We start from the raw sequence: 18623 nt of genomic DNA, 5'->3' as shown, positions 1-18623 counted from the left end.
TGAAATGATTCTTGAATGGAGGAGGTTGTTCATGAGAGTCCTTGTATGGAATGAGTTTCGCCACGAGAAAACAAAGCCTGAAGTAGCAAAAGTATATCCGGATGGTATCCATGGTGCAATTGCCGGCTTTTTACAAAGTGAGCAGGTCGAGGTGACGACTGCTACTCTCGATGAAGAAGAGCACGGATTAACCGATGAAGCATTGAAACGAACCGATGTACTACTTTGGTGGGGGCATGTTGCACATGATGAAGTTCAGGATGAAATCATTGCAAGGGTTCACAAGCGAGTACTCGAGGGAATGGGCCTCATCGTCCTCCATTCTGGTCATTTTTCAAAGATCTTCAAACGATTGATGGGAACGACTTGCGATTTGAAATGGCGGGTGGCGGATGAAAGGGAACGGCTCTGGGTTGTCGATCCGAATCACCCTATCGTTGATGGAATCGGAGAATATATAGAGCTTGAGAAGGAAGAGATGTACGGGGAACATTTTGATATTCCTGCACCAGATCAATTAATATTCGTCAGTTGGTTTGAAGGCGGGGAGATATTCAGAAGCGGTTGCACATATCAGCGGGGAAAAGGGAGGATTTTCTATTTCCGTCCAGGACATGAAACATATCCTACCTACCATAATCCGGAGATTCAACGAGTAATTAAGAATGCCGTTGATTGGGTCAAGCCGGAATTTGGAATCATAACGAACTATGGTAAAGCCGAACCGTTGGAATCCATCTCATGCAAAGAGATGAAGTGAAGGAGAGAACAATATGGGCAAAGTGAAGGTAGGAGTCATTGGATGCGGGAGTATCGCAAAAAACAGGCATTTTCCGGAGTATGAATCACATCAGGAAACGGAGATCTTTGCCGTTTGTGATATTGTGCCGGACCGGGCGAATGCAGCAGCACAAAGGTATGGAGCGCAAGCATATACTGATTATATAGAACTTTTGAAGAATGAGGAGATTGAAGCGATCAGTGTATGTACACCGAATTACCTGCATGCGCGCATCACGGTTGCGGCCTTGGAAGCTGGTAAGCATGTCCTATGTGAGAAGCCAATGGCTACTTCTTTAGTAGACGCTGAAAAAATGAATGAAGCAGCAGCGAAAAGCGGCAAAATACTAATGATTGGTCATAATCAGCGTTTTGTTCGCTCACATCAAAAAGCGAAACAGCTTATTGAGAGCGGGGAGGTAGGGAAGGTCTATAGCTTCAGGACGGCTTTTGGACATTCCGGGCCGGAAACCTGGAGCGTGGACGGACTGGAAAGCTGGTTTTTTAAAAAGGATCAGGCAGTCATTGGTGCAATGGGCGATTTAGGTGTTCATAAAGCTGATTTATTACGGTATATCCTTGGAGAAGAATTTGTTGAAGTGGGAGCCTTTGTGGAAACGACTGCCAAGAAAAATACAGACGTTGATGACAGTGCGGCCTGTATCCTCCGGACGGAGAGCGGTATCATCGGGACTCTTACCGCCAGCTGGTCTTATGCAAAAGAAGACAATGCTACGGTCATTTATGCGGAAAAAGCGGTATTGCGCCTTGAAGACGATCCGAAATACTCACTGATCATCCATCATGACAATGGAAAGACCGAAACCATCCAATTAGGAAGCATCCAGACTAATGACTCAGAAGGACAACATGATTCCGAAGTGATCAGCCACTTTGTAAAATGTGTGATGGACAATGAGGAGCCACTTGTCTCGGGAGTTGAAGGATTAAAATCATTAAAAGTCATTCTTGGCGCGATGGAATCAAATGCATCCCGAAAAATCATCCGCTTATAAAGGGGTTAAAAGTCATCATGTACAAATTAAAAATGGGTATTATCGGTGCTGGCGGAATTGCCCAAAAAAGGCATATCCCAGCTTTTCAAAAATTTCAAGATAAAGTGGTTTTATACGCCATTCAGGATATAGATGAAATGAAGGCGCGGGAAGTGGCGCGTGAATTTCATATCGAAAAGGTTTTCACCAATTATAAAGAAATGTTTGCTGAAGTGGATGCTGTTACGATTGCAACGCCAAACAAGTTCCATGCGGAGATTTCCATTGCTGCCCTGCAAGCGGGTGTACATGTGTTATGCGAAAAGCCGATGGCCATTACAACCGAGGAATGTTTAGCAATAACCGAGGCAGCGAATATATCTGGTAAAGTGTTATCGACTGCATATCATTACCGCTTCATGAAGGAAGCCCAGGCTGCAAAGAAAATGATTCAAGCCGGTGAAATCGGTGAACCATATGTAGCGCGTGTACAGGCAATAAGGCGGCGCAAAGTCCCGGGCTGGGGGGTATTTACAAGCAAGGAATTACAAGGCGGGGGAAGCGTGATCGATTACGGCTGCCATTTGCTTGATTTGGCATTATGGCTGATGGATGACCCAGAACCGATTGAAATCGTAGGTTCGACATATAATTATGTCAGTAAGGGTGTCGATCAAGTCAATTTATGGGGGAATTTCGATGCCTCGGTATTCGAAGTTGATGACCATGCCACGGCATATATCAAATTTGCCAATGGAGCATCTCTATTATTCGAAACATCTTGGGCCGCGAATATCCGAGAAGAAGCGACTGTTTTGAGTTTATCCGGAACGCAGGGCGGACTTGATGTGTTCCCGCTGGTCTTGAATCAGGCTAAGCACGGCATGCTTTTAAACAGTGAGGCAGTATGGATGCCAGGGGAGGATACACCAGACCTGCAACAGGCAGAGAACTTTATTAATAGCTGCCTGGGGTTGGCAGAACCATTGGTAAAACCATCGGAAGCCATGAAAGTTTCAAAAATAATCGAAGCCATTTATCAAAGCTCGGCAAGTGGGAAGGTCATGAGCATAAATTAATGAAAAGGTGAGGTGGGGCATGTGAAATTAGGGATCTTTACAGTGCTATTTGCTCAAAAATCATTCGAGGATATGCTTGATTATGTCGCGGATTCCGGATTAAAAACAGTTGAAATCGGTACAGGCGGGTATCCAGGGAATATCCATTGTCCACTCGATGAACTGCTGGAAAGTGAAGAAAAGCGCCAAAAATATCTCGAAGCCGTTCAAACAAGAGGGTTAACGATCAGTGCATTCAGCTGCCATGGCAATCCAATCTCTCCAGATGAAGCATTCGCTAAAGAAAGTGATGAAACACTGATCAAAACAATCAAGCTTGCATCCTTACTGAACGTCCCGGTCGTCAATACCTTTTCTGGTACAGCGGGTGATCACGAAGGAGCTAAATATCCAAACTGGCCCGTCGCCCCATGGCCGAATGAGTATACAGATGTGCTGAAATGGCAATGGGAAGAAAAATTGATCCCCTATTGGAAGAAAGTGGCCGCCATTGCCGATGAACACAATATAAAAATCGGCCTTGAACTCCATGGAGGCTTTCTCGTCCACACACCCTATACCTTGTTAAAACTGCGGGAAGCTACATCTGATGCAATAGGCGCCAACCTTGATCCAAGCCATCTTTGGTGGCAGGGCATCGAACCAGTCGGTGCCATCAAGATCCTAGGGAAAGCGGGAGCAATCTACCACTTCCACGCAAAAGACACATACCTGGATCAGGATAACATCAATATGTATGGACTAACCGACATGCAGCCTTATGGAAATATCCAGAGCCGTGCCTGGAACTTTCGCTCTGTAGGATGCGGCCACAGCCTGCAAGAGTGGTCCGACATCATGAGTGCCCTTCGCACATACGGTTACGATTACGTCGTCAGCATCGAACACGAAGATCCGCTGATGTCAGTTGAAGAAGGATTCCAACGGGCCGTAACCAATCTGAAAACTGTACTCATCAACGAAAGCCCAACTGATTTATGGTGGGTATAACTTAGAGCCGATAACGAGCAGCCTAATTCCAGGTTGCTTTTTATTTTCGCCCTTACTCGTGGAACTCACGAATAAAAAAGTATAATTCACGAGTAAAAGCGTTAAACTTACGAGTAAAGTGGAATTTATGAGTAAAAGTGCGAAACTCACGAGTAAAAGTGTAAAACTCACGAGTTAAAGCGTGAAACTCACGAGTAAAAGTGCGAAATTCACGAGTAAAAGTGTAAAAATCACGAGTAAAAGTGCGAAATTCACGAGTAAAAGTGCAAAATTCACGAGTAAAAGTGCGAAATTCACGAGTAAAAGTGTAAAAATCACGAGTAAAAGCGTGAAACTCACGCGTAAAGTGGAATTAATAATACGTCAAAATTTCTTTTTTACATAAATTGTGTTGAAGACAAATATATTGTGACCCTTTCCACCCTTACGTTTAACGGTTCTTCCCTGTCAATATACTGAAATCTTCGCCTTTCTTAACACGTGTAATCATTGTGAAAGAGGCATGGGGGAAAGTAAAAGCTCCATAAAAGAAATCACCAGTATCCATTGGAGATAGCTTGTTTTTAAAAAAATTAATCAATTTGCAGTCACCCTACTACGTGTTACAGCATACCTTGTAGTAAGTAACACGGGATACCAACAGCACTGAATAGTGAAGTTGCAAAAATATTCTTAAGAAAAAAAGTTGACACCTCTGCTACTCAGTGTTACAGTTTAGATGTAATAAGTAACACTAAATAGCGTGATTTCCCAAAAGCTATTCAGTAAAAATTCCCCTCGGAACTACGTTATACTTTATATAAGTCACAAAATAGAGGAGGCTCTTAATATGGAAAATTTAACTGAAATGCTGAAGGGTTCGCTGGAAGGCTGCGTGCTTGAAATCATCAGCCGCCATGAAACCTATGGCTACGAGATTACCCGCCGCCTGAACGAGCTTGGGTTTACTGAAGTCGTGGAAGGGACGGTCTACACCATCCTCGTGCGATTAGAAAAGAAAAAACTGGTGAACATAGAGAAGAAACCGTCAGATATGGGGCCGCCCCGCAAGTTTTACTCACTTAATGAGGCTGGCCGAAAGGAACTTGAATTGTTTTGGGAAAAATGGGATTTTGTATCATCGAAAATCAACGTCTTAAAGTCAATCTAGCTTCATAAGATATTCCGTACGATATTTTTGGAGTGACTTGTTCAGCTTTATAAAAAAGGAGGAAAAATAAATGATGGAATTGTTCAAAAAAATGATTGGTGATAAAAAAGAGTATAAAATGATGATGGCACGGGTTGAAGCCCTGCCAGAGGACTACCAGTTTGTATTTAAGAAGATTCAAAACTATATGTGGAATTTCTCAGCGGGCAACGGGATGGATATGCTGCACATGCAGTATGAATTAATCGAGTTGTTCGAAGCCGGTGCGGCGGAAGGTAGACAAGTGCTGGAAATCACTGGGGAAGACGTTGCGTCCTTTGCCGACGAACTAGTGGCAAATGCTAAAACCTATTTCGCCAAGTATCGTGAAGATTTAAATGACAGTATCATGACGCGATTGGGAAAAAATAAATTCAATAAATAATTCCGACTGAATAGCTGGTTACAAAGGTGAAATGCCACCTTCGCTATTCAGTTATATTTTAACTCGGTAGTAAGTTATACAGAATATCAGTCAGACTAAATAGAGAAGTCTATTCAATCTAGTTCAGCAAGGCGCTCGACCGGATAATTACGGATCTTACAAGCGGCTTTACTGCGATATTAAAAGGAGGAAAAAAGTATGAATAATGCAGTGATTTCTGTAAAAGGGTTAAAAAAATCATTTAAAGACAAGGAAGTCTTAAAGGGGGTGGATTTTGAGGTACGGCGTGGCGAAATTTTCGCACTGCTGGGCTCAAATGGAGCGGGCAAGACGACGACGGTAAACATCCTCTCGACTCTGATGAAGGCCGATGGCGGCGAAGTAGGTATTTGCGGCTTTGACGTTCAGCGTCAACCGGATCATGTTCGCCAGAGCATCAGCCTGACAGGGCAGTTTGCAGCTATAGACGGCATGCTCACCGGGCGGGAAAACTTGCTGATGATCGCCAAGTTGCGGGGAGTTTCCAATCCCGCTCAAGTCGCCGACAATCTGCTTGCAAGATTCAGCCTGACCGATGCGGCCAACCGCCGGGCGGACAAATATTCCGGCGGGATGAAGCGCCGGCTTGACATTGCCATGAGTCTGATCGGGACGCCAGCAGTCATTTTCCTCGACGAACCGACGACAGGGCTTGACCCCGAAGCGCGGATTGAAGTCTGGGATACCGTCAAGGAGCTTGCCGGCGGCGGCACGACCATCTTGCTGACGACCCAGTACCTGGAGGAAGCCGAACAACTGGCGGACCGAATCGCCATCCTTCATGGCGGAAAAATCATCTCAACCGGCACCCTTACCGAACTCAAGGAGATGTTCCCGCCAGCGAAGGTGGAGTACATCGAGAAGCAGCCGACATTAGAGGAAATTTTCCTCGCGATCATCGGCAAAAAGGAGGAGATGTAAATGAAAAGAAAAACAGGGGTATTACTAGGGCGTTTAATGCGCAACATCATGCGCAGCCCGGATACAATTATCACGGTGGCGATTACGCCGATTATGATGCTGCTGCTGTTTGTCTACGTATTTGGCGGCGCCATAGAGGCAGGAACGGACAACTACGTCAATTATTTATTGCCGGGAATCTTGCTGATGGCTATCGCATCCGGCGTCGCTTACACATCCTTGCGGCTGTTTACGGATGTAAAGAGCGGGCTGATGGCGCGTTTCATAACCATGCCCATCAAGCGTTCGTCGATATTGTGGGCTCACGTGTTGACCTCGCTTGTTTCCAATGCGCTTACTGTCGTGGTGGTTATCCTCATCGCGCTCTTGATGGGCTTCCGTTCCAGCGCTGATATCCTGGATTGGCTCGCGGTAGCTGGGATACTCGGGCTGTTTACGCTGGCGCTGACATGGCTGGCGGTCATTCCAGGGTTGACAGCGGGTTCTATGGAAGGGGCGACGGCCTACTCGTACCCGCTGATTTTCCTGCCGTTTATCAGTTCGGCCTTTGTCCCAACGGAAACCATGCCTAAAATTGTCCGTGCGTTCGCTGAAAACCAGCCAGTGACTTCAATCGTGAATGCGATTCGTGCCCTTTTATATGAAGGGTCTGTTGGCAACGATATCTGGATCGCGCTTGCCTGGTGCGTCGGCATCATGGTCATCGCTTACTTCTTTGCCAGTAAAGTATTTAAACGCCAATTAGGGTAAGTATCGGTTTAGCCATATCAATAGTCAGCCGCTGCGATGAATGCAATTGCTATCACATGGAATGCTGCTTAAATGCCGGGGCAACCATCGATGAAATCATGGAGGCGCGAAACTCACGAATAAAGTGGAATTCACGAGTAAAAGTGCGAAACTCACGAGTAAACCAGCAAAATTCATGAGTGAAAGCACCAAATACGTATAAAAAAGCAAATGATTGCTGAAAATTCTTCTGAAATTAAAAAAGCGATGCCCCCGGAATTCTGGGGGCATCTTCCTTATCATCTTTTCCTTGGGGTATAATCCAATTCCTTAAATAGTTCCGTCAATTCATCCTCGGTCAGGTCGCGCCATTGTCCGATCGCCAGTCCGTCCAGATGGATGTTCATGATCCGGATTCGATGTAAATCACGGACTTCATAACCTAGTGCTGAGCACATACGGCGGATTTGTCTGTTCAGTCCCTGCATCAAAGTGATGTTAAATGTGTATTTGGTCAACTGCTCAACCTTACAAGGAAGTGTTTTCGTATCCAAAATCTCCACTCCGGAAGACATATCTTTAATGAAGGAAGCGGTAAGTGGCTTATCCACGGTTACGATGTATTCTTTTTCATGCTTGTTTTCTGCACGAAGGATTTCATTAACGATATCTCCGTCATTTGTAAGAAGGATCAGACCGCTTGAGTCTTTGTCCAGACGTCCGATATGAAAAATGCGAAGCGGATGATTTACAAAATCAACGATATTCCCTTTAATGTGTTTTTCGGTCGTACTTGTAATCCCTATCGGTTTATTCAGTGCAATATAGACATTTTGCTGTTCCACTTTTATCGGCTTGCCGTCCACCCGAACATCATCACCGGGTTCAGCTTGACTGCCGAGCTCAGCTACAGTGCCATTAATCGTCACGCGACCCTCGGCTATCCATTTGTCTGCGCCTCGTCGCGAGGTAATTCCGGATTCACTGATAAATTTATTGATCCTCAACTAAAGCACACCTTTACATTCAGATTTTCTTCTTTAAAGGATAACGTAAATCATGGTGCATAGACAAGGGGAAAAGACAAGAAAGCGTTCATTGATGAGAATTACTGGATGTTCTTCGTGACAGCTGCCGGATATGCCTTTTTCTTTTTGCTTGTCAGGTAGACGCCAATGAAGACAAGGAGGCCACCGAGGATTTGGATGATCGTAATCGCATGACCCAAAATCAGGCTAAGAATGGCGGTAAATACAGCAATCAGATTTAGATAAATCCCAGCTTGGCCGGCATTGATATGACGAAGGGAAATATTCCAGAAAATAAATGAGCCGACAGATGGGAAAATCCCAATATATAAGAGACCCGTAATGGCTTTATTGCTTAAAGCAAGGTTCATTCCCGAGCCAATGGCAATTGGAGCGATGAGAATCAATCCGAGAAAAACGGAAACGGCAGTGGCTGAGATGATCGGAATGTTTTTCAGCTTTTTACCGATTATTGAATAGAAGGTCCAAACAAGAATCGCTAGGATCATCAATAGGTCGCCTTTATTATAAGTGAGCTGGAATATATCCTGAAGATGTCCTTTTGTCAAGACCAATAAAACGCCGAATAAAGATATGATAAGTTCGAGTGCATGGAGGGGTGAAATTTTCTCCTTTAACAGCAAAGCGGAAAAAAGAACAATTAAGGCAGGGTTCATGGAATTGACAAGAGCGGCATTCATGGAAGTTGTATAGGTCAGAGCCCAATAAAGGAAAAAATTATAACTGATGATTCCAAGCACACCCATGACTAATAGTAATTTCCAGGCTTTCCATACACTCTTCCAGTCGGGCTTTTCAATCCATTGCGCTAAAGGAAACAATAAGAAAACGGCGATTAGCCATCGCGTAAATGTAAGTTGGATCGGGGAAAGTTCGGTCACTACGTATTTTCCGAAAATGTAATTACCGGCCCAAAACAAATTTGCCAAGATAAGAAATAAAATAACAATAGATTTTTTCATTCAGACTGCCTCTTCCTTAATTGATGGAATATTCACTAAATATAACAAAACAGAAGTACCTAAGCAATATAGAGCCTAGCAGTCAATTTTTGTACATGGATGAACCACTGAGCAGATAAAAAGGCCGTTCAACTTGAGCTGAACAGCCTTTTCACACATCTATATTAAGCGAAAATGGCACTGATTTCGGCGATTTCATCCATGGTTAGATCGACATCCAATGCTTGTAGGTTGCGTGTGACCTGTTCTGGCTTTTTCGCCCCGGGAATCAGTACATCTATCGAGTGCCTAGTTAAATACCAAGCTAGTACGACATCGGCGACATCGGTATGCTTCCTGTTGGCGATCGCCCGTACTTCTTCCACTTTTTGCAGGTTGCTTACAAAGGCTTGTCCTTGGAAAAGCGGACTTTTATCCCGGCCGTCATTGAATGTTGATTCCTGGTTATATTTGCCGCCGAGCAAACCGGAAGCAAGGGGGAAATAAGGAATGAAGGAAATATTATTTTCGGCTGTATATGGCAGCAGGTCTTGTTCTGCCTCCCGCTTGAATAGATTGTACTCGGATTGCAGGACATCGACATAGCCGTCTTTATTCGCTTCCTTCAATTGTTCGAACGAAAAGTTCGAGACGCCGATTGACTTTATTTTGCCTGCATCCTTCAATTCCTTTAAGGCACCTACTGCTTCATCTTTAGGGGTATCACCATCAGGGAAATGGATATAGAATAAGTCGATGTAGTCTGTTTGGAGCCTTTTTAGACTCGAGTCCACGGCATTTTTAAGAAAAGCGGGAGAGTTATCAAAGACGATGTTGCCATCGACAAATTTGTGTGCCCCTTTAGTGGCAAGGACAATGTCCTCGCGTTTGCGACTCTCTTTAAGGATTTCACCGATAAGTTCTTCTGAGCGTTCAGGACCGTAAATGTAAGCTGTATCCCAAAAATTGATTCCTTCTTCCAATGCCGTTCTCAAAACATCCCTTCCTGTATCCTCACTTAGATTAGGGAAAAGGTTATGTCCGCCAATTGCATTCGTGCCAAGGCCAATCGGATTTACATACAGATCTGTTTTACCAATACGGGTTTGCTTAGACATATTACTTATTATCTCCTTTGACCCCATCATAACAAAAAGTGGATGTCGATTTCCAAAATAAAGCAATGTAGGTGTGTACAAAATAAGCAGGCGATCCGTAAAATCACCTGCTTACTTCATTATTATAGTGTTTCGATTTCCAACTCCTCAGCTGGAGAGGATTCTCCGATTTGACTGAGCAGAAGGCCAAGGGCTGTACCGACGAGAGCAGGGATGATCCACTCCATGCCGTAAGCGGAAAGGGGAAGGACATCAGTCAACTTTTGCACGGGTCCTAATTGTAGGCCGAATGCATTCAGTCCGTCCATCAAGGCGAAAACTCCTGTGAAAGTCATTGCACCGCGATAAACCTTCTTCGGGTTTTTGAAATGACGGCTGAAGAATGTCAGGACAATCAGGACAATCGTTAGCGGATAAGCCATCACAAGGAATGGTACCGATACTTTCAGAATTTGATTCAGACCCATATTTGAAAGGATGAAACCGACAATCGTTACAATCAGAATGACGGTTTTGTAGTTCAGCTTGGGGAAAAGTTTTGAGAAATACTGTCCACAAGCAGTCGTCAACCCGACGACGGTGGTGAAGCATGCCAAAGTGAAAATGATGCCAAGAAGGACCTTCCCGCCGGTTCCTAGTAAAAGGGTGGATGCGACAGTGAGGATATCCGTTCCGTTTTCAAATGACCCATCGGCTGCCATGCGTGCTCCCATTACACCTAAGGAGATATAAACTAAAGAAAGCAAAACTCCAGCGATGAGACCCGCTTTTACTGTATATCTCGTCAATTGTTTTCGTTCGGAAATCCCCCTTTGCTGGATTGAATTAAGGATGACGATCCCAAAAGCCAGGGAAGCTAGAGCATCCATCGTGTTGTAGCCTTCAATGAACCCTTTCGAAAATGCTCCTGCAGCATATGCTTCGGTTGGAGGTTGGAATGGAGCATCAAGCTTCACGAACCCAACGACACAGAGAATGACCATGGACAAAAGAAGAACGGGTGTAATCCAGCGTCCCATGAAGGTTTCCATTTTTGCTGGATTCAATGAAATGGCATAAACGACGATGAAAAATATGGTTGTGAACATGAATAGAAATAGTGATTGATCCATTGAGTCGCCAAGATATGGCTTGAAGCCCATTTCATACGCAACATTCGCATTCCGTGGAATGGCCAGAAACGGCCCGATGCTTAAATAGATGACCACCATGAACAACGTGCTGAATAGAGGATGTACTCGGGCACCGATGGTTTGTGCCCCGCCTTTAACAAGTGAGACAGCAAGAAGCACCAGAATTGGCAGTCCGACTCCGGTGGCGACAAAACCGGCAATGGCTGGCCAGAAGGAAGTTCCTGATGATGCTCCTAAAAATGGAGGGAATATGAGATTCCCCGCTCCGAAAAACATTGAGAAAAGCATAAGGCCAATAAATAATGTGTCTGTTTTTTTCATGTTGATTTCTCCTTTTTTTAAAATGATAACTCCCGCCGACTGGCCTGAAAAAGGCTAATTAAAGTGTTTTGTGCAAATAAAAAACTCGCCCCTGAAAAATCAGGGACGAGTTTGTGCTCGCGTTACCACCCATATTCCGCACTTCAAAGAAGCTGCGGCACTCAGTCAACGTACGAATTCATACGTGATCCATTGTAACGGCGGAAACCCGTCAAAGCCTACTGTATTTTCAGCTTTGCATCTCAGAGATGATTTTCGGATAGGCCTTGGACATCGACTTCCACCATATGTCGACTCTCTGTGGAACAGGGTTCTCATCTTACTCTTTCTCTTCATAGATTTTATAATATAAAGACAATTTAGCAAATTCTGATTATGAAGTCAACATAATTTATCATTAATCCTTTAAAAGGAGCAGGAAATTAGTCCCTCGTTGGCGAAACTTCCTTTATCCAGAGGATTTTTTAAAGAAGAATAGGCTATTACTCCCTATTATCTTTCTAATCGCAACTATATTATAATAGAAGCAGTACACAAAAGGAGACAACAGTATGTCTGAAAATAAAAAATTAAGCCTGGCGGATGCAGTCAAACAAAAACTGGCTCAAAAGCAAGCAGGATCAAGTAAAGATAAACTGGAAACAGGCGTTGTGAAGAAAACGAAACAACTTAAAAGCCAGTTGACCAAAAAGCCGAATAACCAACGTAAGCGTACAGGGGTATAATCCTAATTTGTCAAAGGACAACGACTGTTCGGAGCTTATCAATGAGCAGTTACCTTTTATGAATGAGGGTACTGCTTTTTTTATATGAATACAAAAATGGGGATTAAGTAATGGGACGGGGCAGAGTGATTTTGTTCTTTTACCGTTTATAGGTAAGTTGAAGGGTTGGGCTTCTGGTAATTTAGAGCTAAAAAGAATGGTTCGCTCACTTCTGGCTGATATTTGGTAAAACTAGAAAAACATATTTTTTTCGAATATGGAAATGACATCTTTGTATCGGTTTATTAAAAACATTACAGTTCCATTTGTTTCTGTTTTAAAATTGTAAGAGTGGTGACATGTTGTTACCATATTGTTTTGCTAAAATAATATTTTAAGGTTTTGTAAATGATTTTTTAACTAAAGGAACCTATAAATTGAATGTTAGTTCTACTAGAAGGCTTATAGGACCAGTGATTATCCTTTAATTGAAAATATGAAATATATCGGGGGAATAAAGATGGACGAACGGCTGATCGGAAAAAAATATTATGAAACGATGCTTGAGGATACAAGGAAGCACCCCATTCAAGCTTTGGGTGAAATGTTCCTTGTGGAACAAAAAAAGGAAAGAGCCGATTTAACCGCAATTAGATTTGCTCAAGGTGAGGTATATTTTCAGCACAATGACTATGAAGCAGCCATTTTTAAATGGGAAAACATAGAAGGGGAACTTGGTTCATGGGCGAAGAAAAACATCGCTGATGCTTATTTTGAATTGGAAATGTATTCAACCGCAGAGGATATTTATAAATCCGTCGATACGAATGAATCGGTCTTGAAAACAGAAGTTCTTTTGCAACTGTTTTCCCTGTACATAGTGGAATCGAGAAATGATTTGGCTTCCAAAGTAGTGAAAGAAGCAGTCGAGTTTCAACCTGACTACCCGAATGTCACGGAAATCGCACGCGCCTTTTTTGAAGAACAAAAGGATTGGAACAGTGCGGTGGTATTAGCGGCGAATGAAAGTATCCGTACAGAATCAATGGGTTGGTTCGATGTGCTGAAAACGTATATTCAGCAGGGTGTTGCCCAATCGATGGAGCCGGATTATTTTTCAACTGTCCTTGGTTCGCTATACACACTAGACCAGGAGCGTTTCGAGAAAATGACGGTTGCCCTTTGGAAAAATTATAAATATACGGATTCTTATTTCGAATGGTTAAGAGTGATTAATAACTTGATAGATACCATCGAATTGAACCATGCGGATGTATGGGATGAGCTTTCCATCTATTACAGGGATGCATATGCAGGTCTGTTAGAAGGAACGCACCTAATCAAAGAATTAAGTCCAGTCGTGCCAAGGTTGCTGGAAAACTGGCTCAAAATCGCAGACGGGGAGCTCTCGCTGTTTGCGGCGGCATCCGCGTTGTCCTGGAATGAAATTTTCCCGGATACGATCAATGCGCTGGTCATTCAGGATGCAGAGAGTCTATTGGCGAAATCGCCTAAATTGGGAGGCGGACTGGAAGCGGGAGAGAAACTGTTCAATTCCATTATCCAGTGGGCTGAAGATAATGATTTAAGGGTTGGCAATAAGCTTAAATGGATGGTGGATGGGCTTAAGGATACCAGGAATTTCAATCTGCTTCTTGCAGGAAGTGCAGGGAATGGCAAGACATCCTTTATTCAGTCAATCGTTGGCGAGAGCATTGCCGCTGAAGATCATTCGTCCCTAGTCAGTGTCAAAGACGGGGATGACTTGGAAATCCTTGAAATTACCGATACAGATAGCAAAGTTGTCGAGGAGCTAACTGATTTGGATGAAACACGCCGTCAGCGCGGGACTATTGTCGATGTGACGATCATCAGTGACTATTTAAGAAATAATCAGCTGCGATTATTGGATACACCGGGTTTCAATGGGGAAAAAAGCGTGGAATCCGATTTCCAAGGTTATTTACATGGCAGTGATGGCCTGATGTTCGTTCTTGACGCCCGGGCGCCTTTCACCGGCAGCGAACGGGATCTGTTATTGGAAATTCAAATGATGGCTCCGAAACTGCCGATTCATTTCCTATTAAATAAAATGGATACGATATATAGTGATCAGGTCGCAGTCCGGATGGAAGACGAAACATGGGATAAAGTGAATGCATATTTCCCGAATGCGAAAGTATTCGCTTTCTCCAAACATTATGACAGCAGGCAGCAATTGAAGGACCTTTCAGCCTTCCTTCAATCGAATTATCAAGATGATAATTGGAAGGAAAGAAGATCTGAAAAAATCCTGGCATTCATTCGTAAAACTTTATCTTATCTATTAGAAAAACGGGCAGCCAATGAGCGGAAATGTGAGCATTCCATCTCTTGGAATGAACAGATGGAAGTCAAACTGAATGGAGCGGTCAATCAACTGGCTGATCTGGAAAAAGAAAAAAGCGAAAATATCATACGGTCGTATCGTTCGCTTAAGGACGAAGTGAAAAATCAGCTTTATTCAAAAATTCCTGAATTACTGAGGGATTGCTCGAAATCGTTAACGGAAAGCAGTGATTTCAGTCAGGTCCATGTACAGTTAAACGAGGAAATGAATGAGCGGATTCAAACCTTCATATCTGACAAGATCATGCCTCAATATTACCGTTCTCTTCAAGACTGGATTGCCAGTTCCCAACTGGAGTTCTCACAAAGCCAGCAGTTTATGGATGAGATGAGTTCCGGATTCAATGAATTATATAAAGAAGAACGGATAACACTGGCAGGTGACTTCAGGGTATTGGATGACTGGCGCCGTGATGCCGACCGGATGACAAGCAGTATCCGTATCGACAACGTTAATATCCTTTTGCGCAGGACTCCATCACAATTGCTGCTTAAAGGAGCAGGGAAGCTGTTTGGGGCAATACCGCAAAATAAAGCCAATATGTACAATCGTTATAAGAAATACCTGGAAAGTGAAGATTACTTGGATGTTGCCGAAATGATTACGGAACGTTTCCTCACCCAATTTGGATTGTTTGAGAAATCATTAGATCGGGACATCTCACTTTTCTATCGCAGTTCATTTGCCTTACTTCAAAAAACGATAGAGCAGACACAGACTGAAATAAAAGACTACCAGGCTGCATTGGAGCATATGAAAGAAAATCCGGAAGTTTACCGTGATCCGATCACTTTGTTCGAAGTGAAATTAAGGCAGTTGGAGAGGCTTGAAAAAATCGAGAAAAAGCGTCTAGCCCAGCTTCAAAGAAAATAAAAATAACGGGGAAGATTTCAAATATTCAAAAATCTATTGACTTTACGACTATATCCCTATAAAGTGATAATTACGAAAACGTAACACAATATATCTCTTATCAAGAGTGGCGGAGGGACTGGCCCTAAGATGCCCAGCAACCGTTCCATTAGGAATTGGTGCTAAATCCTGCAAAACAGAAATGTTTTGACAGATAAGAGAGGGACAAGTCTGCAAAACAGCCGATTAAACCTCTCTGTATTAGAGAGGTTTTTATTTTGGGATTTACACCGACTTAACTGATAAGACTAATAAGAAAACATGGAGGGAAACAAGATGAGAAGGTCTATTAAAGGGATATTCATTTCTGCCATCGCTTCGGCTTTGCTTTTAACGGGTTGCTCTACAGGGCAGAGTTCCACGGAATCGAAGAAAGAAGAAAAAGTATCATTTGAAAATGTCCCGGAAAGATTTGCTGACGGGGATGGAGCCAAGATCAAAGTGATCCGTAAAATTGGCGGTGATGATCATACTGCCCAATACTTGGCGGGGGCGAAAGAAGAAGGAGAAGCGCTGGGGTTTCAAGTGGATACGTACACGGCCAATGGTGACACGGCTAAATTCCATGATGCGATAGCGCAGGCTTTGGAGGAAGATTATGACGGCTATATCATTTCACATGGTGATGATGCCGCAACTGTAAATGACGTTCAAAAGTTGGTTGATGCAGGTAAAAGCGTTGTCACATTCGATTCAATAAGCGATCTATCTAAAATAGAGGGCGTGACGTTAACTTCACAAGATGATGAAGCGTTGGCAACACTGGCTTTTGATAAACTGATAAAGGAACAGAAAGGTGAAGCTGCAATTGCCTATCTTTGGGTGGACGGTTTTCCTCCGATGGTAAGAAGAAATGCAGTCTATCAGGAAAAATTAAAAGAAAATCCTGGGATTAAAGAAGTCGAAAGATTCGGAGTGGCATCTGCTGATACTTCGGTCCAGACACAAAATGCTGTGGCCGCAATGCTGAATAAATACCCTAAAGGTAAATTGGATGCCATTTTCGCAACATGGGATGCCTTTGCTATCGGTGCAGCCCGGGCGATTAAAGAAGCGGGCCGCGATGAAGTGAAGATATATGGAATTGATGTTTCGAATGCAGATCTCCAGGAAATCCAATCGGCTGATAGCTCATGGTCCTACACGGCAGCAGTCGATCCCAAGTTGATCGGTGCAGTGAATATGAGGATATTAGCTAAAAAATTAGCGGGCGAAGAAACGCCGCAAACATATGATTTGGAGGCTTCACTTATTTCACAAAAGCAAATCCAAGCTTCAAAAGAAGCGGTAAACATGGCAAACCTGTCTGATATTGTCGATGGTTGGGGTGTATCCACGGAATTTGAAGAAGATTGGATGAAGATTTTGAAAGATCATTACAAAAAATAAAAAGAGACACTCTCTTTCCGGTGAAGGGAGTGTCTGTTCTATAAGGGGGAATGGACATGGGCACTCAACTAGAGATGAAGAAGATTTCGATTGAATTTCCGGGAGTGAAGGCGCTGAGTGAAGTTGATTTTTCAGTACAATCAGGGACAGCCCATGCATTGGTCGGTGCAAACGGAGCAGGGAAATCGACGTTAATGAAAGTTTTATCGGGAGCCCATGTTCATTATTCAGGTGACATTTTTATTGATGGGATGAAGCAGGATATTCGCTCGCCAAAAGCTGCTCAGGAACAAGGCATTCAAATTGTTTATCAGGAAGTGGATACCGCGCTCATCCCATATTTAACAGTTGGGGAAAATGTAATGTTGAATGATATGGTCCAAAACATGGGGAAAAAACAGAGGGTCCAATGGAAAGAGCTGCACAACAAAGCCACTTCTATTCTTGAAGGTATGAAAATTCGTGTCCCTTCGAAAAAGCTGGTTAGAGACCTTACCTTGGCTGAAAAACAGATGGTCCTGATAGCAAGAGCCGTTTCGACAGAATGCAAATTCCTGATTCTCGACGAGCCAACTGCACCGTTAAGTCATACGGAGACGACAGAACTTTTTCGAATTGTAAATGAATTAAAGCAAAAAGGCGTGGCGATCGTTTTCATTTCACATCGTCTGCCTGAGATTTTTAATATCTGTGAGGAAATTACAATCATGAGGAATGGGGAGCGTGTCACTTGTCGAAAAAGCGAGGACATAACCCGTACCGAAGTGGTAGAGAACATGCTCGGGAAAACCATGGATGAACAGTTTCCTGAAGTGAAAGCTTTAATTGGAGACGTAATTCTGGAAGTGAACGGTTTGTCAGATGCAGAGAAAGTCAAGAATGTCAGTCTGAATATTAAAGCAGGTGAGATAATCGGCTTGGCAGGGTTGGTCGGGGCTGGGAAAACGGAGCTGTGTAAAACCCTTTTCGGTCATGCGTCCATCACAGCCGGTGAAGTCATCGTGAATGGTCGAAAGCTTTCTTTGAAATCACCGCATGAAGCAGTAAAAAGCGGGCTGGCACTCGTACCTGAAGAACGCAGGAAAGAAGGGGTCCTTGTAAAGGAATCAGTCTCGGCCAACTTGACTGCAGCCAGTCTCGGCAAATTCTGCAAAACATTCAGTTTCGTGGATCGTAAGGCGGAAAAGGAAAAGGCGAAGGAAATGATCGCAAGTCTCGGCATTAAAACTCCTTCAGGAGAAGTGAAGGTCGAAAACCTTTCCGGTGGTAACCAGCAAAAAATTGCCATTGGAAAGTGGCTTATGGCAGATGCGGATGTATACATATTCGATGAACCAACGAAAGGGGTCGATGTTGGAGCCAAGAAGGATATATTCGAATTGATTGCAAAGCTTGCAAGGAATGGAAAAGCGATCATTTATGCATCATCCGAGCTTTCCGAAATCATTGGCATTACCAACCGGACATATGTGTTATATGACGGGAGCACTGTCATCGAATTAGAAACAAGCAAAACGAATGAAGAAGAACTACTATTCTATTCAACAGGAGGTAAATAGG

19 protein-coding genes, 1 riboswitch and 1 other annotated feature are annotated in these 18623 nt (G+C 43.5%); of the genes, 14 read left to right on the top strand and 5 right to left on the bottom strand.

What is annotated here, in order from left to right; genetic code table 11:
- Positions 1 to 31 precede the first annotated feature (31 nt).
- The 5 genes from ACIQ0C_RS11335 (at position 32) to ACIQ0C_RS11315 (ending at position 4229) form a co-directional block, all read left to right on the top strand.
- Entirely contained in the window at positions 32 to 760 is a 729-nt protein-coding gene (locus ACIQ0C_RS11335) for a ThuA domain-containing protein (protein WP_402838631.1), read from the top strand.
- A gap of 13 nt (positions 761 to 773) precedes the next feature.
- The gene (locus tag ACIQ0C_RS11330) at positions 774 to 1796 is read left to right on the top strand and encodes a Gfo/Idh/MocA family protein (RefSeq protein ID WP_402838633.1); all 1023 of its coding nucleotides are present in this window, start codon (positions 774 to 776) and stop codon (positions 1794 to 1796) included.
- A gap of 17 nt (positions 1797 to 1813) precedes the next feature.
- Entirely contained in the window at positions 1814 to 2854 is a 1041-nt protein-coding gene (locus tag ACIQ0C_RS11325; RefSeq protein WP_402838635.1) for a Gfo/Idh/MocA family protein, read from the top strand.
- 21 nt (positions 2855 to 2875) lie between these two features.
- Positions 2876 to 3844, top strand: a complete 969-nt coding sequence (locus ACIQ0C_RS11320) for a sugar phosphate isomerase/epimerase family protein (protein ID WP_053533637.1) — start codon at positions 2876 to 2878, stop codon at positions 3842 to 3844.
- A 181-nt stretch (positions 3845 to 4025) separates the two neighbouring features.
- Positions 4026 to 4229 (top strand): hypothetical protein, encoded by a 204-nt coding sequence (locus ACIQ0C_RS11315; RefSeq protein WP_403059829.1) that lies wholly within the window; start codon positions 4026 to 4028, stop codon positions 4227 to 4229.
- Between the two features lie 45 nt (positions 4230 to 4274).
- Here ACIQ0C_RS11315 and ACIQ0C_RS11310 read toward each other — a convergent pair whose 3' ends face one another.
- Complete coding sequence (locus ACIQ0C_RS11310; protein ID WP_403059826.1) at positions 4275 to 4424, bottom strand: hypothetical protein; 150 nt, start codon at positions 4422 to 4424, stop codon at positions 4275 to 4277.
- A 249-nt stretch (positions 4425 to 4673) separates the two neighbouring features.
- On the opposite strand from ACIQ0C_RS11310, the gene ACIQ0C_RS11305 reads away from it, so the two are divergent.
- The 5 genes from ACIQ0C_RS11305 to ACIQ0C_RS11285 all read left to right on the top strand — a co-directional run bounded on the left by ACIQ0C_RS11305 (position 4674) and on the right by ACIQ0C_RS11285 (position 7307).
- Entirely contained in the window at positions 4674 to 4994 is a 321-nt protein-coding gene (locus tag ACIQ0C_RS11305; RefSeq protein WP_402838637.1) for a PadR family transcriptional regulator, read from the top strand.
- Positions 4995 to 5064: 70 nt separating this feature from the next.
- The gene (locus tag ACIQ0C_RS11300) at positions 5065 to 5418 is read left to right on the top strand and encodes a DUF1048 domain-containing protein (protein WP_402838639.1); all 354 of its coding nucleotides are present in this window, start codon (positions 5065 to 5067) and stop codon (positions 5416 to 5418) included.
- 198 nt (positions 5419 to 5616) lie between these two features.
- Positions 5617 to 6378, top strand: a complete 762-nt coding sequence (locus ACIQ0C_RS11295; protein WP_402838641.1) for an ABC transporter ATP-binding protein — start codon at positions 5617 to 5619, stop codon at positions 6376 to 6378.
- On the top strand, positions 6379 to 7128 hold the full coding sequence (locus tag ACIQ0C_RS11290) for an ABC transporter permease (RefSeq protein ID WP_403059823.1): 750 nt from the start codon (positions 6379 to 6381) through the stop codon (positions 7126 to 7128).
- Positions 7119 to 7307, top strand: a complete 189-nt coding sequence (locus ACIQ0C_RS11285; RefSeq protein WP_403059999.1) for a carboxymuconolactone decarboxylase family protein — start codon at positions 7119 to 7121, stop codon at positions 7305 to 7307. The genes ACIQ0C_RS11290 and ACIQ0C_RS11285 overlap by 10 nt, the downstream gene beginning before the upstream one ends.
- Positions 7308 to 7406: 99 nt before the next feature.
- On the opposite strand, the gene rluF is transcribed toward ACIQ0C_RS11285, so the two are convergent.
- The 4 genes from rluF to brnQ form a co-directional block, all read right to left on the bottom strand.
- The gene (gene rluF, locus ACIQ0C_RS11280; protein ID WP_053533639.1) at positions 7407 to 8114 is read right to left on the bottom strand and encodes a 23S rRNA pseudouridine(2604) synthase RluF; all 708 of its coding nucleotides are present in this window, start codon (positions 8112 to 8114) and stop codon (positions 7407 to 7409) included.
- A 101-nt stretch (positions 8115 to 8215) separates the two neighbouring features.
- Positions 8216 to 9118, bottom strand: coding sequence for a DMT family transporter (locus ACIQ0C_RS11275; RefSeq protein WP_403059820.1), 903 nt, complete (start codon positions 9116 to 9118; stop codon positions 8216 to 8218).
- A gap of 164 nt (positions 9119 to 9282) precedes the next feature.
- Positions 9283 to 10215 (bottom strand): aldo/keto reductase, encoded by a 933-nt coding sequence (locus ACIQ0C_RS11270; RefSeq protein ID WP_403059817.1) that lies wholly within the window; start codon positions 10213 to 10215, stop codon positions 9283 to 9285.
- A 122-nt stretch (positions 10216 to 10337) separates the two neighbouring features.
- Complete coding sequence (gene brnQ / locus ACIQ0C_RS11265; protein WP_402838648.1) at positions 10338 to 11669, bottom strand: branched-chain amino acid transport system II carrier protein; 1332 nt, start codon at positions 11667 to 11669, stop codon at positions 10338 to 10340.
- Between the two features lie 98 nt (positions 11670 to 11767).
- Positions 11768 to 12014 (bottom strand) — a binding site (T-box leader).
- Positions 12015 to 12220: 206 nt separating this feature from the next.
- On the opposite strand from brnQ, the gene ACIQ0C_RS11260 reads away from it, so the two are divergent.
- The 4 genes from ACIQ0C_RS11260 to ACIQ0C_RS11245 all read left to right on the top strand — a co-directional run bounded on the left by ACIQ0C_RS11260 (position 12221) and on the right by ACIQ0C_RS11245 (position 18622).
- Positions 12221 to 12394, top strand: coding sequence for a hypothetical protein (locus ACIQ0C_RS11260; protein ID WP_164468807.1), 174 nt, complete (start codon positions 12221 to 12223; stop codon positions 12392 to 12394).
- A 499-nt stretch (positions 12395 to 12893) separates the two neighbouring features.
- Positions 12894 to 15635, top strand: coding sequence for a GTPase domain-containing protein (locus tag ACIQ0C_RS11255; RefSeq protein WP_403059814.1), 2742 nt, complete (start codon positions 12894 to 12896; stop codon positions 15633 to 15635).
- Between the two features lie 94 nt (positions 15636 to 15729).
- Positions 15730 to 15835: riboswitch (SAM riboswitch) on the top strand.
- A gap of 115 nt (positions 15836 to 15950) precedes the next feature.
- Complete coding sequence (locus ACIQ0C_RS11250) at positions 15951 to 17063, top strand: sugar ABC transporter substrate-binding protein (RefSeq protein WP_403059811.1); 1113 nt, start codon at positions 15951 to 15953, stop codon at positions 17061 to 17063.
- A gap of 56 nt (positions 17064 to 17119) precedes the next feature.
- Positions 17120 to 18622 (top strand): sugar ABC transporter ATP-binding protein, encoded by a 1503-nt coding sequence (locus ACIQ0C_RS11245; protein WP_403059808.1) that lies wholly within the window; start codon positions 17120 to 17122, stop codon positions 18620 to 18622.
- Position 18623 lies beyond the last annotated feature (1 nt).

This window comes from Peribacillus sp. NPDC096448 (assembly GCF_044762675.1).
Taxonomy (GTDB): Bacteria; Bacillota; Bacilli; order Bacillales; family DSM-1321; genus Peribacillus; species Peribacillus frigoritolerans_B.
This window is presented reverse-complemented; position numbering and strand designations above follow the sequence as displayed.